Here is a 13,779-nt window from a genome sequence, read left to right as displayed (position 1 = left end):
TATATTTTGTTATTAAATATTTGTCTTGAAAATTTCACAAGCAAATGCTCTGCTTAATTTTATTTTATGTGATATAACGAATAACGGTAATAAACCAAATGAATGAGTAAGGAGGATATACATGATTACAGAAAAGGTGGAAACCTTAGATGGCTGGTATTGCTTGCATCTGATTTTTCAAATGGATTGGTCAGCTTGGCAAAAAGAAACGACGGAAGCCAAACAAATTATGGCAAATGAATTGTTTGAATTGCTAAAAGGATGGCAAAAAATTGAGCATGCGCAAAAAGGAAGTCATTATATGTGCAATATTACCGGGCACAAAGGTGATTTTGGCTTTATGCTTTTACGACCAGAGCTAAAGGATTTAAATGCTGCTGAAAATGCTTGGCACCAGTTAGCTATTTATCAATATCTCAGACCGGTTCATAGTTATGTTTCCGTGATTGAGCTTGGCACATACAGTGGCATGCCAAAAACTGATATTGCTTGGGAAAGAACGAATAAAAAGCTTTATCCAAAGCTACCAAAAGACGCGTATATTTGTTTTTATCCGATGAATAAAGTTCGCTCTGATAATGTGAACTGGTATACATTGCCTTATGAAAAAAGACGTGAGTTGATGAAAGAGCATGGATTAATCGGACGTAAATATGCGGGAAAGATTCATCAATTTATTACTGGATCCATTGGATTTGATGACCATGAATGGGGCGTCACTTTATTTGCAGAAGATCCATTAGAATTCAAAAAAATCATATATGAAATGCGCTTTTCAGAAGCTAGCAGTGTGTATTCTGATTTTCCATATTTTATCGTTGGAACTTCACTAAACACTTTGCCGCAGTTACAAACATATTTAGGATTGTTTTAGGAGGAGTTATGTAATGGAATTACATGTCACAAAATCAGAACGATGGATTACTCCATTGTTAGTCATTAGCTTATTTATCACACAATTAGATTCAGGGATTATAAGTACAAACTTATCTTCAATGGCTAGAGAATTAATGTTAGCACCTGCTGAAAAGAGCTGGATTGTTTCTATCTATACATTAGGATTATTATTTGCGACACCTATTATGGGGAGTTTAATTGATCGATTTGGCTATCGAATGGTCTTTTTGACGGAGTTAGTACTTTACTTCTTGGGTGTATTAGGAATTGCATTCAGTCAAACATTTCAAATGCTTTTAGTATTCCGCGCATTACAAGCATTTGGTAGTAGCTCGTTATTAACTTTGACTCTTTCAATGGTTTTTGCAAATACAGAAAAGAAAATTGGAGGAAAAGTAGGAAATATCGGCTCATTGGTGGCTTTATCAACAATCGTAGCACCTCTTGTCAGTGTACTTAGTTTAATCAAAACACATAATTGGCGTAGTATCTATTTTGTGATGGCTGTTTTGATTGCGATTATTTTCTTACTTGCATTCTTCATTGTGCCTAAAGTAACAAATTCAGAAGTAAAATCGTTTGATATTAAAGGGAATAGTTTATTTGTACTTTCTTTGTTAACATTTAATTTATTATTAACAAGAGGATTTTCACGTGGACACACTGTAGAATTAATGGTTTATGCTATTATTTTGATTCTTTCTAGTATCTTGCTTGTGAAAATTGAAACATCAAGAGAGAACGAAGAATTAACCGTATTATTTTCACGAAGATTATGGCAAATTCCAACTTATCGGGCAAGTTTGTTCGGTGGTATTACCACCGGTTTGGTGATGTCTCTATTTGCTTTTTTACCTTCTTTTATGGAAATGACTTTCCATTTTGATGCGAGAAAAGCAGGTTCATTAATGACTATCATGGCTATTGGAACGTTTATTGGCTCTAAAGTTGCAGGAATTTGGACGGATAAAAAAGGTGCCAATCATGCGACAAAAGGAACGATGATGCTTGTTTTCATCAGTTTAATTACGATGTATTTTTCCGTCGTATCCTTTAAAACTTTCTTGTTTGCGCTACTATTTTTTGGATTGTCAATTGGTGCGTTGATGACCGTGCCGTTACAAGTGCTAGTGGTAGAAGCTTCGCCGAAAGATCGCAATGCTTCGTTGAGTCTATTGTCTGTTGTCAAAAAATTAGGCATGACTATTGGAATCACTATCATCGGTGTGTTAGCCCACGCGACAAATAGTCTTGGTTTTTCACAAATGTTAATCGGACTAATGATTGTTACATTAATTTTTATTTTTTATATGAGAAAGAAGGCATAATTTATCATGCAAAAGCAAGCCGTTTTATTAATGAGTTATGGTACACCTAACAATACAGAAGAAATTTGGGATTATTATACACATATTCGTCATGGCAAAGAACCATCTAAGGAACTTTATGAAGAGTTAGCGGGTCGATATGAAGCAATCGGAGGGGCTTCGCCATTAGCACAAATCACAGAAGCTCAACGTTTAGCTGTAGAAGAGAAATTGAATGAGAATAGTGATGTTGAATATCGGGTATTTACAGGTTTGCGTCACATTCGTCCATTTATTGAAGATGCCGTAAAAGAGATTGCTATGCAAGGCTTTAAGACAATTCATGGCATGGTTTTAGCACCTCATGATTCTAGCTTTATTAAACAATACCATATGCGTGTTGAGAACGAAGTAGAAGCTTACCCTGAAATTGCATATCATGCGCATTGTCATTTTTGGCAACAAGAAGGGTTTCAAGTGTTTTGGTCTAATCAAATTCAACATGCATTGGATCCAAAGAAAAAACAAAAATTTTTATTTACTGCGCATAGCTTGCCTGAGCGATTACTGCTAAATGGTGATCCCTATGTAGATGAAATAACAAATGCTGCTAAAGCGATTGCCCAACGCGTAAAAGGCCCCTTAGACTTTGGTCATGCTTGGCAAAGTGCTGGGCGAACAGCAGATAAGTGGATTGGGCCACGCGTTGAAGATGTCACAGAAGAGTTGCTAAAAGAGGGCTACGAAGAAATTATTTATTTACCCTTTGGCTTTGTTGCAGATAACTTAGAGACGCTTTATGATAACGATATTGAATGTAAGGAATTGGTAGAAGAATTAGGCGGAAGTTACCGTCGTTTAGATATGCCAAATACGCACCCGTTATTTATTGAAGGATTAGCAAAAGAGATTATCCATTCTTAATAAAATGAATTGTCTTAAAAAATAAACGAAGTAGTTTGCTAAATTTAGTGACTTACTTCGTTTATTTTTATTACGAGAATCGATTCTAAGCAATATTTGGTGGATAAAAAACCGACTAGAATGTTACTAGTCGGTGAAAGTTTTAGATTTCTTCAGGTCGAGCAGCCCAAATCTCAATTTCAATTTTGATTTCAGGTAAACCTAAGGCGCTAAGATAACCAATTGTCATGGAAGGGTAATTTTCGTTTTGGAAAAAATCATCCCATGTTTGATAAAAGAAATCCCAGTCAATGTCTTGTACCGCCCAAATATTTACTTTAATGATATTTGCGGAATCAAGCGCTTCTGACTGTAAAGCGTGTTTAATATTCGTAAATGTATTCGTGACTTGCTCGTTAAATGCACTAGGGATATTTCCAGTACTATCTGTACCAATTTGACCAGAGAAAACAAAGAATTCCGAATTTTTCGGGATTTTGGTTACATGACTATAATTGCCAACTGGTTTTGGCATAGTAGTAGGGTTGCTTCTTTTAATTTTATTCATTTTTATTCTCCTCAAAATATATTTTTCTAGTTTTAGGCACACTTCGCCCCTGAAACATTATTCTAGAAAAAAACGGCTGTTGAGTATCCATAGCCAATTGCTAAAAATTGAAGCATTTTCTTTTTCATGCGATACTCCTCCTTTTTGGGATTAACTTTAGTGTAGCATAAAGTTATCAGAAGTAACAAATTTACCAACTTTCAATAATGAATCAGTATAGATAACTTGTAGAAAATGACTTCTTCAAGTATTGTAGATATTATAAGAAAAATTACTATTTTAGATGGCGAGGAGAATGACAGTGAGATTTATTTCATGGAATATTGATTCATTAAATGCAGGCTTAACAAGCGATTCTGCAAGAGCAGTGTTATCAAGAGAGGTAATGGATTCTATCATTGCTCTTGATCCAGATGTTATTGCGTTGCAAGAAACAAAGTTATCTGCTAATGGACCAACAAAAAAACACATTGAAATTTTAAATGAAAAATTTCCGAACTATAGTATAGTATGGAATAGCTCAAAAGAGCCGGCTAGAAAAAGTTATGCAGGAACGATGTTTTTATACAAAAATCATTTAACACCAACGGTTTCTTTTCCAGAAATTGGAGCACCAAGTACGATGGATGCAGAAGGACGTATCATTACACTTGAATTTGATCAGTTTTATGTCACACAAGTATACACACCAAATTCTGGTAATAATTTGGTTCGTCTACCAGAGCGTCAAATTTGGGATGAAAAATACGCAGAATATCTAGCTTCATTAGATCAAGAAAAAATAGTTTTAGCAACAGGCGATTTCAATGTGGCGCATCAAGAAATTGATTTAGCACATCCAAGTAGAAACCATCTTTCCGCTGGTTTTACAGATGAAGAACGTCAAGGATTTACAAATTTATTGGCAAAAGGCTTTACCGATACTTTCCGTCATTTACATGGAGATGCCATAGGAGAGTATACTTGGTGGAATCAACGTGTGAAGACTAGTAAAATAAACAATTCCGGTTGGAGAATTGATTATTGGTTAGTAAGTAATCGAGCGGCAGATAAAGTGCAATTATCCGAAATGGTTGATTCGGGTGTCAGACAAGATCATACACCGATTTTGCTTGATATTGATTTAGATTAGTAAATTTTTAAGTTGGTTAAATTTAACGAAAAAAGGTGAATAAATGATAAATAAAGCGCGAGCAATTAATCAGTTTTTGGAATTAGTCCAAATTGACAGTGTGAGTTATAACGAACGAGGTGTAGCAGATTATTTACTGAAGTATTTTAGTGAGCTTGGTTATGAAGTTGTTGAAGATAAAAAATCAAACGAAAAAGTTCCTTCATCAAATGCGGGCAATGTGATTGTAAAAGTACCGGGAAAAGGAGCTTTGGTACAAGCTGATACGATCATTCTTGAAGCACATATGGATACGGTTGAACCCGGTGTAGGTGTGAAGCCTTCTATTACCGAAGACGGTAAGTATGTAGTTTCCGATGGGACCACGATTCTTGGTGCGGATGATAAAGCAGGAATTGCACAAATTATAGAAGTTGAAGCGGTTCTACGTGAAAATAAGTTAGATCATCCACCTTTAGAGTTTTTGTTCACGATTTGCGAAGAAGTCGGTATTTATGGTGCTTTTGCAGTTGATACAGACTTGTTAGAGGGGAAAATTGCCTTTGTTTTAGATGGTGGAGGAGGTCCTGGAACAGCAGTTATTGGTGGACCGGATTATTATGATATTACTGGACGTATCATCGGAAAAGCTTCTCATGCCGGTGCAGCACCGGATTTAGGAATCTCATCAATTCAAGTAATGTCCGAAGCAATTGCTAATATGAAACTGTTAAAAATTGACGAAGACACTACTACAAATATTGGAAAAGTCGTTTGTGATTATCCAACAAATGTCGTACCAGAAATCACTACTTTTGCAATGGAAGTCAGAAGTTTGAATCCAGAAAGCGGCAAAAAACAGCTCGAACATGTTATTGGAGAACTAAAAAAAGCAACCACTAAGTTTGGTGCAACATTGGAATATGATGTTACTCAAAGCCTACATGCCTACCATCACCAAGAAGATAATCCAGTCATTCAGAAATATAGAAAGATGTGTGCACGACACAATCTAGAATATAAAGGAAAGGTCATGCGTGGGGGAACCGATGTTAGTGGTCTAACGTTTAACGGAATTGATGCCATTGCCTTATCAGCAGGTGGTGAAAATGGCCATGAGTTACAAGAACGTTTGATTATTGATGAGTTTTTAGAAGATATTCAACAAGTCCTTTGGTTGGTGACGGAGTAAATCGAATTGAATATATATAAATCTTGTAAAAGTGAGAGACAAAAAAATTTATATGCTTTTACAAGGTTTTTTTTATAACTTTCAGTCTTTGGTCTGAAGGTTTTCTTGTAATCATGAGGTAATATGAAATGGAAGAGGTTTCATAAAGGAGGGAGAATGTCAATGAAGCAGATTGATTCTGGCTATTTGGTTTGGGAAGAAGATGCTGAAAATTACGTGATGACCGATGATACATTGGAAGTTGTTCATCCTTTGACATATTTAAAATTGTCTGATTTAAGGAAAGAGCAACAAGTATCGCTACTACAGGCAGTATGGTGTAAAAGAAAAGGGTTTATTAACCGAAGTATTGGAGAAAGTCCAGAGACAGATAAACAAATTGCGAAAGAGTTGAATATTTGGTAGAAGGAAGTTAATTATGAACCGTTGTTTTAGGTGAAATATGATAGATTGTTAATGGATAGTGTTTATGTTTGGGATTATATACTGTAAACAGCATACTACATAAAGGAGTGATAGCATGATTCGTATAGTAATTTTCGATTGAGCACAACCATCGATTTTGGTTGTATAGGTTAGGTCCTGTAGATGCATTTCGCCAAGCGTTTAAAAAAGAAGGAATTGATGTTACAATCGAAGAAATTTGCTTGCCGATGAGTATAAAAAAGTAATCATATTTGAGCAATGTTAAACATGCCACGAATTGCGAAGCAGTGGGAAATTATTCATGGATATATTGCTATCAATCGTATTTATCAGACATTTGATTCAGAGATTTTTCAAATATTAGAGAAGTATTCAAATTCAGATATTGAAGAAGGAAAAATGCAGGTGTTTTCTCAATCTCAATTGGTTTAATTGAAGATGGTTCATTAGCAGGTCACTCTTTTAAAGAATATCAAGTACTCACAGAAATAGAAAAGTAAAAATTGAATACCTATGTACGTAAAAAATATTATTTAGTAGGAGCAGATGCTGTACTTGATAGATTGGAAGATTTACCTCAATTTGTTGATAGGTTTGGTTAATGAGAAGCGAGGAGAAAGAATAGAAACAAAGATTATTGCCTATATCTTATAAAGACTTGAAATTCTTGTTAAAGTAATGTGTTTTCAAAATATTAAGTTGACAGGGAGGGGGCTTTTTTGATATGAATAATTGAATTAATTATCATAAATCGCATAACAGTGTGTTATATACGGTTGAAAAATGATATTATATTAGCTATATTACACATTAGAAATAATAACAATTCCATAAAAGGAGGTACAATGAATGGCGACTATTAGAGAAGTAGCAAAAGAAGCCGGGGTTTCAATAGGCACAGTTTCAAGGTATTTAAATGGCCACCAATTGAAGAAAAACAATATGGAAAATATTCAACGCGCCATTGAAAAATTTGGCTATGAAGAAAATATTATTGCGAAAGGACTAAAAAATAATCGTAGCATGTCTGTAGGAGTTTTGGTAAATTCTTTAACAGATGTTTTTGCAACGTCAATTGTTTCTAGCTTAGAAAATTACTTAGAAAAAAATAATTACAGTCTTTTGCTATGTGATTATCAAAACGATTATCAACGCTTAGAGCGTAAATTGGAGTTTTTAAAATCTCGTTCTGTTGATGGAGTAGTTATTTTTCATTTGGAAAAAAATCTACCTATTCTAGAAAAGTTACGGTCAGCAGGTATTGCGATTATAGCAGTCGATTCTCCAATAAAGGGATTTAAAACGGACACAGTATTGGTGGATAATTATCAGTCATCCTATAATGTAGTGGATAAATTCTTCGATGAAGGTCATGAAAAGATAGGGATAATTGCAGGTGATACGACAAGATATATTGGATTAGAGCGTTTAAATGGTTATATTGATAGTATGAAAGAAAAAAATATTTTTTCAGAAGAATTAATTGTTATGGGAGACTATACAAAAGAAGCCGGTTATTTAGGTGCAATGAAGCTTCTAGAAAAAACAGGTATTACTGCTTTGTATTCAACCAATTATTATATGACTTTAGGAGCAGTTCAAGCGTTGTTAGAAAAAGAAAAAAAAATACCAGAAGATATTTCGGTGATTGGATTTGATCACTTTGAATTAAGTGATATTATTCAGCCGAAATTGACAGTTGTGGAACAGCCTATTCAAGAAATTGGTGAGATGGTAGGTCAATTGATTATGGACAATCTTAAAGGAAAAAAAAGAAAGCATTTTACAACGATTGAGTTAGAAACAACTCTGTTATGGAGAGCTTCTGTAAAAAAAAATGAAAAAACGCTTGCAAATGATTAAGTTTCATTCTATAATTTGGATGTGAAATTAAAACGGTTCAAAAATTAGGAGGACATTATGAAGATTTTATTAGCATGTGGTGGTGGAATGAGTTCATCTATTTTAGCTGAGAACTTAGTCGCCGAAGCAAAAAAACAAGGAAATGAAGATTTTATGATGGAAGCAACAGGAACAGAAGAAGTAGCTTTGAAAATGCAACAAGATACTTGGGATGCATTGTTATTAGCTCCACAAGTCAGTTTTAGAAAGCAACACCTACAAAAGGAAGCGGATGCGCATGGTATTCCTTTGATTCCTATTGAAGGAATTTTATATACACCAATGGGAATTCCGGATTTGTACAAATTGATTCAAAAAGAAGTAAAGAAATAAAAGAATTTCTTCTTTTATTTCTTTATAAAATTAAACCGGTTCAAAAAAATAGGAGGTTAATTATGAATAAAGCTCAAAAATTTAATTTTAATCAAGTTGTTCAAATTATGGGGAATATTGCCAATAATAGATATTTGACAGCTGTAAGGAATGGAATGAGTGTTATTATTCCAGTAACTATTATAGGGTCAGTATTCATTATCATGCTAAATTTACCTATTGATGCTTGGAAAGATTTTATAGCACCTTACGCAGATAAATTGAAAATTCCAATGAATTATACAATGGATTTTATGTCAGTTTATGTTTGTATTGGCGTCTCTGCTAGTTTATCGGATGATTATAAATTGGATAAAGTTTCTACAAGTGTCTTAGCAGTTCTTGCGTTTCTAATTGCTGCAATTACCCCAGGCACAATAAGTCCAGAAGCAGCAGACAAAGCAGGCATAGGATTTAATGGTACAGTTCTTCCTATGGGAAATTTTGGAGCAGGAGGATTATTTACAGCAATTATTGTTTCGATTTTTACTGTTGAAGTAGTCCGTTTTTGTGTCAAGAAGAATATGGTTATTAAAATGCCGCATGGTGTTCCTACATCAGTAATCAATTCATTTGCAGCATTAATTCCAGGAGCATTCGTAATTGTTACAACATGGATTATTAAAGTAGGACTAAATTTTGATATTAATAGTGCCTTACAGTGGGTGTTCTCTCCGATTCGCTATTTTGCTGGAGATAATATACTTTCTGTTATTATCCCAATTTTATTAATTACCGTAGTTTGGATTTTTGGTATTCACGGGATGATTATCGCTACACCTATTTTGTATCCATTTTGGTACGAAAATTTGAATGCTAATATCAATGCTGCAGCAGCGAATGAAGCAATTCCACATTTTATGACAGAGCAATTTTTTCAATGGTTTATCTGGATTGGTGGCGCAGGAGCTACGTTATCGTTAGCATTTTTAATGGCATTTTTTGGTAAGTCTGAATTTAGTAAAAAGATGGGACGTTTTACACTAATTCCTGGAATATTTAATATCAATGAACCGTTAATCTTTGGTGTTCCTATTGTTATGAATCCTTTTTTTGCAATTCCTTTTATTGTCGCACCAATTTTAATGGGAATTACTTCTTATTTAGCAATGGGGGTATTTCATATCGTGAATCCACCGATTGCAATTGCACCTTGGACTTTGCCAGCACCATTAGGAGCGATGATGGCTACTGGTTTGGATTGGCGAGCAGCAGTTTTGGCGATTGTCAATATTCTCATTGCTGGTTTGGTATATTATCCATTCTTTAAAGCATTTGATAAGAATATGATTGAGAAAGAAATCCAAGCAAGTGCTGAAAATTAGTAACATGAGAAAAATTTTAACTAGAAAGTAGGATGAAAATGTTAGGGATTTCGATATATCCATACAAAGAACAGCAACAGGAGACATTAGATTATATTAAGTTGGCAGCTAAATACGGTTTTAAGCGTGTATTCACGAATTTATTAATGATTGATGAGGGAAAAGAACAAGAAGTAATTACTAGTCTAAAAATAGCAATTGAGTATGCCAGAAAATTTGATATGGAGGTCATACTAGATTTAAACCCAGCGGTATTTGATCAACTCAAAATAAGCTATCAAGATTTAACCTTTTTTAAAGAAATGGGAGCAACAGGTATCCGCCTGGATTCAACATTTGATGGACTAATTGAATCGTTGATTACATTTGATACTTCAGGTCTAGACTTAGAAGTAAATATTAGTAATGACACATACTATCTAGAGAATATCTTTGCTTATCAACCAAATAAAAAAAGAATTATAGGTTGTCACAATTTTTACCCGCAACGTTTCACTGGACTAGATTATGAATATTTTATGAAATGTTCAAAGAAATATAAACAACTTGGTATCCGTACAGCTGCTTTTGTAAATTCTCAAGCTGCAGATCACGGACCACATATTTACACAGATGGATTGTGTACATTAGAAATGCATCGAGACTTACCGATTGAAGTACAAGCAAAACATTTGATAGCGATGAATTTAATAGATGATATTATCATTGCAAATGCGTATGCTAGCGAGGAAGAATTGAAAGCGTTAAGTAATCTGAGTACTGAACAAGTGGAATTTGATGTTATTTTCGCACCAAATACTACTGAGTTAGAGAAAGAAATTTTATTAGCAAACCAACACTTTAATCGTGGAGATATCAATAGTTACAGTATTCGTTCAACTTTTGTCAAACTGAAATATGGAAAATATGATATTCCGGAAAACAATACAAAAGAATTAGTGAATTTCGGTGATATTACATTAGGAAATAACTCATTTGGTCAGTATAAAGGTGAAGTTAATATTGTGAAGAAATCAATGCCTAATACGAAACAAGAAAAAAATGTAATTGCAAAAATAGCTTCCAATAATCAATTCTTGATTCAATATATTGAACCATGGACAAAGTTTAAGTTTAGGGAGGTTGAAGAATGAGTAAATTGTCATATCGACAAGTACATTTGGATTTTCATACTCCCGTGTTACCCTTTAAATTAGGAAAAAATTTTAACAAAGAAACATTTCAGAAAACATTAAAAGATGCACACGTAAATTCAGTAACACTTACTGGACGATGCCACCATGGTCATATTTATTATCAAACAAAACTTCCAGCAAGACATCCACAGATGGAAGGCGATTTCCTTATGGAACAAGTAGATGCCTGTCATGAAATAGGAATTAACGCACCTATTTATTTGACAGTGGGATGGGATGCATTTTCAGCAGATAAGCATCCGGATTGGTTAGAAAGAAAACCAGATGGTAGTATGTATGGGTTTCAAGATTATGGACAATTGTCTCCTGGATGGAAAACGCTATGTTTTAATACACCTTATTTAAATTACCTAAAAACTCAGATTATTGATACTATGGAACATTTTGGGAGCAAACTTGATGGTCTGTTCTTTGATATTGTTTGGCAAGATGAATGTTGTTGCAATTATTGTATTGAGAAAATGGTATCCAGGAATTTAGATCCAGAAAATACAGATGAGCGCCAACTATTTGCAAAAATGACAGAAAAATATTTGAAGGATGAGATTTATAAAACTGTTCATACTTTGAATCCAGAATGTCCGATATTCTTTAATGAAGGCAACATTTTACCAAGTATTCAGTCCAATTTAGAGGAATACAGTCATTTAGAAATTGAATCATTACCTAGTGGAGAGTGGGGGTACCAACATTTTCCAACTGTTGTAAGATACGCAAAAAATTTAGGGAAAGAATATGTAGGAATGACTGGTAAATTTCATAAGGTATGGGCAGATTTTGGTAGTTATAAGAACAGTGCAGCCTTAGAATATGAGACTTTTTTAGCATTGGCTCATGGAGCTAAATGTTCAATAGGGGATCAGATGTACCCTGATGGAACTTTACAACCTGCCACATATAATTTGATTGGTTCTGTTTATAAAGAAGTTGAAAAATTAGAACAATATAATGAGAATACACGAGCACTGACTGAAATTGCAATTGTTCATCCAGGCGTCATTATGGATAGTGATACTAAAGTAGATTTCTCATTAGCAGGAGCAGTCAATATGTTGAAAGAAGCACACTGTCAATTTGATATTGTTGATTTACAAATGGATTGGAATAAGTACTCAATTGTTGTTCTTCCTGATAAAATTATAATGAATGATGAAATTAAACTAAAAATAGCCTCTTATTTGGAAAACACAAATGGTAAGATTCTCGCAACTTATCAGAGTGGCTTAGATGAGAAAAAACAATTTTTACCAGCTTGGGAAGTTACGTATTTTGGAGAGAATGTATATAATCCAACTTACGGTCAATATTGTTCTTTTTTAGAAAAGCAACTTCCTAAGGGTGAAATTGTTTTGCATGGTCAAGGATTATTAGTTAAATCAGCACAGTCGCATGTCTTGGGAGCTGAGTATTGTCCAATGTATCAACGAAACTATCAACACTACTATTCTCATTTTCAAGCGCCTGTATCAGAAGCGTCTGGATATGTAGTTTCTTCACAATCTGAAAGAGTGATATATTTTTCCCATCCGTTATTTGAAATGTATAAAGTTCATGGTGTTCAACAATATAAGCAAATGATTTTAGCAGCATTAAAAGAGATGCTAGGTCACATGTTTATAGAGACAAATGTACCTACTACGGGTGAAATAATATTGAATCATAAATGTGATAAGCAAGAATTAGTATTGAATATTTTACATTATATCCCTCAAAGAAAAGCAATAGAATTAGATACAATTGAAGATGTAATTCCTCTTAAAGATATATATGTTAAACTCAATATTGACAAAATTGAGAACAAATTGGGATATCAAATAGGTGACATTAAACAAGTTAATGATGTTAGAAATAATTACAAGCTGAAGTTTAAACAACAAGAGCGTAGTCTAGAGTTTCAAGTGCCAAAAGTCAATGGTTATCAAATAATCACAATTAATTATGAAAGAACGGTGTAAAATGGAAGGTTTAGAATTAATCTCATTTAATATAATCAGTAATGTAGGTAGCGCCAAATCTAAAGTGATGGAAAGTATGCAAAAATCTCGAAATGGGGAATTTGAAGAAGCACAACAATTAATCATGGAAGCAAATGATTTTCTAATGATAGGAGAAAAAGAACATTTTCAAGTCATCACACAAGAAGCTAAGGAAAAAAACGTTGATATTACTATTTTGTTTATGCATGCAGAAGATCAATTAATGTCCACGGTTACTTTAAGAGATATTGCAAATGAAGTTCTAGAAAATTATAAGATGATGTACGAACTCAAACAATTAATTAAGGAAAAAATGTAATATGGTATATATGGGCTTATTAGCAGGTATTTTAACAGGAATATCATTTATTCCTCAGTCGATTAAAACAATTAAGACAAGGGACACAACTAGTATTTCACTATTTACTTATATTTTGTTTACTTGTGGAGTGTCTTTATGGATAGTTTATGGTTTTTTTGCTAAAGATATAGCAGTCTTTGTCACTAATCTGGTGACTATTTTACCTTGCTCGCTTATTTTAATTATAAAGATACGAGAAAGTATTAAGTAATGATAAGTCTGTTCAATGGATTAGTTATAAGA

At 33.7% G+C, this 13,779-nt stretch carries 15 protein-coding genes; 14 read left to right on the top strand and 1 reads right to left on the bottom strand.

The features are described from left to right. The first annotated feature begins 121 nt into the window (after nucleotides 1–121). Genes hemQ through hemH form a run of 3 tightly spaced genes read left to right on the top strand, consistent with a single transcriptional unit; the run spans nucleotide 122 to nucleotide 3,128 of the window. Nucleotides 122–874: a hydrogen peroxide-dependent heme synthase gene (gene hemQ / locus BAU17_RS04040; RefSeq protein ID WP_161901540.1), complete on the top strand. Its 753-nt coding sequence runs from the start codon at nucleotides 122–124 to the stop codon at nucleotides 872–874. A gap of 13 nt (nucleotides 875–887) precedes the next feature. Beyond that, nucleotides 888–2,225 (top strand): MFS transporter, encoded by a 1,338-nt coding sequence (locus BAU17_RS04035; RefSeq protein WP_161901539.1) that lies wholly within the window; start codon nucleotides 888–890, stop codon nucleotides 2,223–2,225. A 6-nt stretch (nucleotides 2,226–2,231) separates the two neighbouring features. After that, on the top strand, nucleotides 2,232–3,128 hold the full coding sequence (gene hemH, locus BAU17_RS04030) for a ferrochelatase (RefSeq protein WP_161901538.1): 897 nt from the start codon (nucleotides 2,232–2,234) through the stop codon (nucleotides 3,126–3,128). A gap of 142 nt (nucleotides 3,129–3,270) precedes the next feature. Here hemH and BAU17_RS04025 read toward each other — a convergent pair whose 3' ends face one another. After that, entirely contained in the window at nucleotides 3,271–3,675 is a 405-nt protein-coding gene (locus BAU17_RS04025; protein ID WP_161901537.1) for a RidA family protein, read from the bottom strand. Nucleotides 3,676–3,976: 301 nt separating this feature from the next. On the opposite strand from BAU17_RS04025, the gene BAU17_RS04020 reads away from it, so the two are divergent. The 11 genes from BAU17_RS04020 to BAU17_RS14315 all read left to right on the top strand — a co-directional run bounded on the left by BAU17_RS04020 (nucleotide 3,977) and on the right by BAU17_RS14315 (nucleotide 13,747). Next, entirely contained in the window at nucleotides 3,977–4,807 is an 831-nt protein-coding gene (locus tag BAU17_RS04020) for an exodeoxyribonuclease III (RefSeq protein WP_161901536.1), read from the top strand. Nucleotides 4,808–4,850: 43 nt separating this feature from the next. Then, entirely contained in the window at nucleotides 4,851–5,978 is a 1,128-nt protein-coding gene (locus BAU17_RS04015) for a M20/M25/M40 family metallo-hydrolase (protein ID WP_161901535.1), read from the top strand. Nucleotides 5,979–6,140: 162 nt separating this feature from the next. Further along, nucleotides 6,141–6,383 carry a hypothetical protein gene (locus BAU17_RS04010; RefSeq protein WP_161901534.1) on the top strand — a complete coding sequence of 81 codons (243 nt, stop codon included), beginning with the start codon at nucleotides 6,141–6,143 and terminating at the stop codon, nucleotides 6,381–6,383. A gap of 288 nt (nucleotides 6,384–6,671) precedes the next feature. Further along, the gene (locus tag BAU17_RS14170) at nucleotides 6,672–6,836 is read left to right on the top strand and encodes a hypothetical protein (protein ID WP_237579081.1); all 165 of its coding nucleotides are present in this window, start codon (nucleotides 6,672–6,674) and stop codon (nucleotides 6,834–6,836) included. A 417-nt stretch (nucleotides 6,837–7,253) separates the two neighbouring features. Beyond that, entirely contained in the window at nucleotides 7,254–8,267 is a 1,014-nt protein-coding gene (locus BAU17_RS04000; RefSeq protein ID WP_161901533.1) for a LacI family DNA-binding transcriptional regulator, read from the top strand. A gap of 57 nt (nucleotides 8,268–8,324) precedes the next feature. Next, complete coding sequence (locus tag BAU17_RS03995; RefSeq protein WP_161901532.1) at nucleotides 8,325–8,639, top strand: PTS sugar transporter subunit IIB; 315 nt, start codon at nucleotides 8,325–8,327, stop codon at nucleotides 8,637–8,639. Nucleotides 8,640–8,701: 62 nt separating this feature from the next. After that, the gene (locus BAU17_RS03990; protein WP_161901531.1) at nucleotides 8,702–10,003 is read left to right on the top strand and encodes a PTS sugar transporter subunit IIC; all 1,302 of its coding nucleotides are present in this window, start codon (nucleotides 8,702–8,704) and stop codon (nucleotides 10,001–10,003) included. A 38-nt stretch (nucleotides 10,004–10,041) separates the two neighbouring features. Further along, entirely contained in the window at nucleotides 10,042–11,136 is a 1,095-nt protein-coding gene (locus tag BAU17_RS03985; RefSeq protein WP_161901530.1) for a DUF871 domain-containing protein, read from the top strand. Beyond that, a complete protein-coding gene (locus BAU17_RS03980) occupies nucleotides 11,133–13,154 on the top strand; it encodes an alpha-amylase family protein (RefSeq protein ID WP_161901529.1) in 2,022 nt (673 codons plus the stop codon). The genes BAU17_RS03985 and BAU17_RS03980 overlap by 4 nt, the downstream gene beginning before the upstream one ends. Nucleotide 13,155: 1 nt before the next feature. Continuing rightward, nucleotides 13,156–13,494, top strand: a complete 339-nt coding sequence (locus BAU17_RS03975; protein ID WP_161901528.1) for a PTS sugar transporter subunit IIA — start codon at nucleotides 13,156–13,158, stop codon at nucleotides 13,492–13,494. Nucleotide 13,495: 1 nt separating this feature from the next. Continuing rightward, nucleotides 13,496–13,747 (top strand): SemiSWEET transporter, encoded by a 252-nt coding sequence (locus tag BAU17_RS14315; RefSeq protein ID WP_161901527.1) that lies wholly within the window; start codon nucleotides 13,496–13,498, stop codon nucleotides 13,745–13,747. Nucleotides 13,748–13,779 lie beyond the last annotated feature (32 nt).

The sequence above is a fragment of the Candidatus Enterococcus willemsii genome (assembly GCF_009933335.1).
In the GTDB taxonomy this organism is placed as follows: Bacteria; Bacillota; Bacilli; order Lactobacillales; family Enterococcaceae; genus Enterococcus_F; species Enterococcus_F willemsii.
This window is presented reverse-complemented; position numbering and strand designations above follow the sequence as displayed.

Coding starts and splice junctions, on each gene's coding strand:
- BAU17_RS03995 (WP_161901532.1), top strand. CDS start 8,325: ATGAAGATTTTATTAGCATGTGGTGGTGGAATGAGTTCATCTATTTTA.
- BAU17_RS03975 (WP_161901528.1), top strand. CDS start 13,156: ATGGAAGGTTTAGAATTAATCTCATTTAATATAATCAGTAATGTAGGT.
- BAU17_RS04000 (WP_161901533.1), top strand. CDS start 7,254: ATGGCGACTATTAGAGAAGTAGCAAAAGAAGCCGGGGTTTCAATAGGC.
- BAU17_RS03985 (WP_161901530.1), top strand. CDS start 10,042: ATGTTAGGGATTTCGATATATCCATACAAAGAACAGCAACAGGAGACA.
- BAU17_RS04010 (WP_161901534.1), top strand. CDS start 6,141: ATGAAGCAGATTGATTCTGGCTATTTGGTTTGGGAAGAAGATGCTGAA.
- BAU17_RS04025 (WP_161901537.1), bottom strand. CDS start 3,675: ATGAATAAAATTAAAAGAAGCAACCCTACTACTATGCCAAAACCAGTT.
- BAU17_RS14315 (WP_161901527.1), top strand. CDS start 13,496: ATGGTATATATGGGCTTATTAGCAGGTATTTTAACAGGAATATCATTT.
- BAU17_RS03980 (WP_161901529.1), top strand. CDS start 11,133: ATGAGTAAATTGTCATATCGACAAGTACATTTGGATTTTCATACTCCC.
- BAU17_RS04035 (WP_161901539.1), top strand. CDS start 888: ATGGAATTACATGTCACAAAATCAGAACGATGGATTACTCCATTGTTA.
- BAU17_RS14170 (WP_237579081.1), top strand. CDS start 6,672: ATGCCACGAATTGCGAAGCAGTGGGAAATTATTCATGGATATATTGCT.
- BAU17_RS03990 (WP_161901531.1), top strand. CDS start 8,702: ATGAATAAAGCTCAAAAATTTAATTTTAATCAAGTTGTTCAAATTATG.
- BAU17_RS04015 (WP_161901535.1), top strand. CDS start 4,851: ATGATAAATAAAGCGCGAGCAATTAATCAGTTTTTGGAATTAGTCCAA.
- hemH (WP_161901538.1), top strand. CDS start 2,232: ATGCAAAAGCAAGCCGTTTTATTAATGAGTTATGGTACACCTAACAAT.
- hemQ (WP_161901540.1), top strand. CDS start 122: ATGATTACAGAAAAGGTGGAAACCTTAGATGGCTGGTATTGCTTGCAT.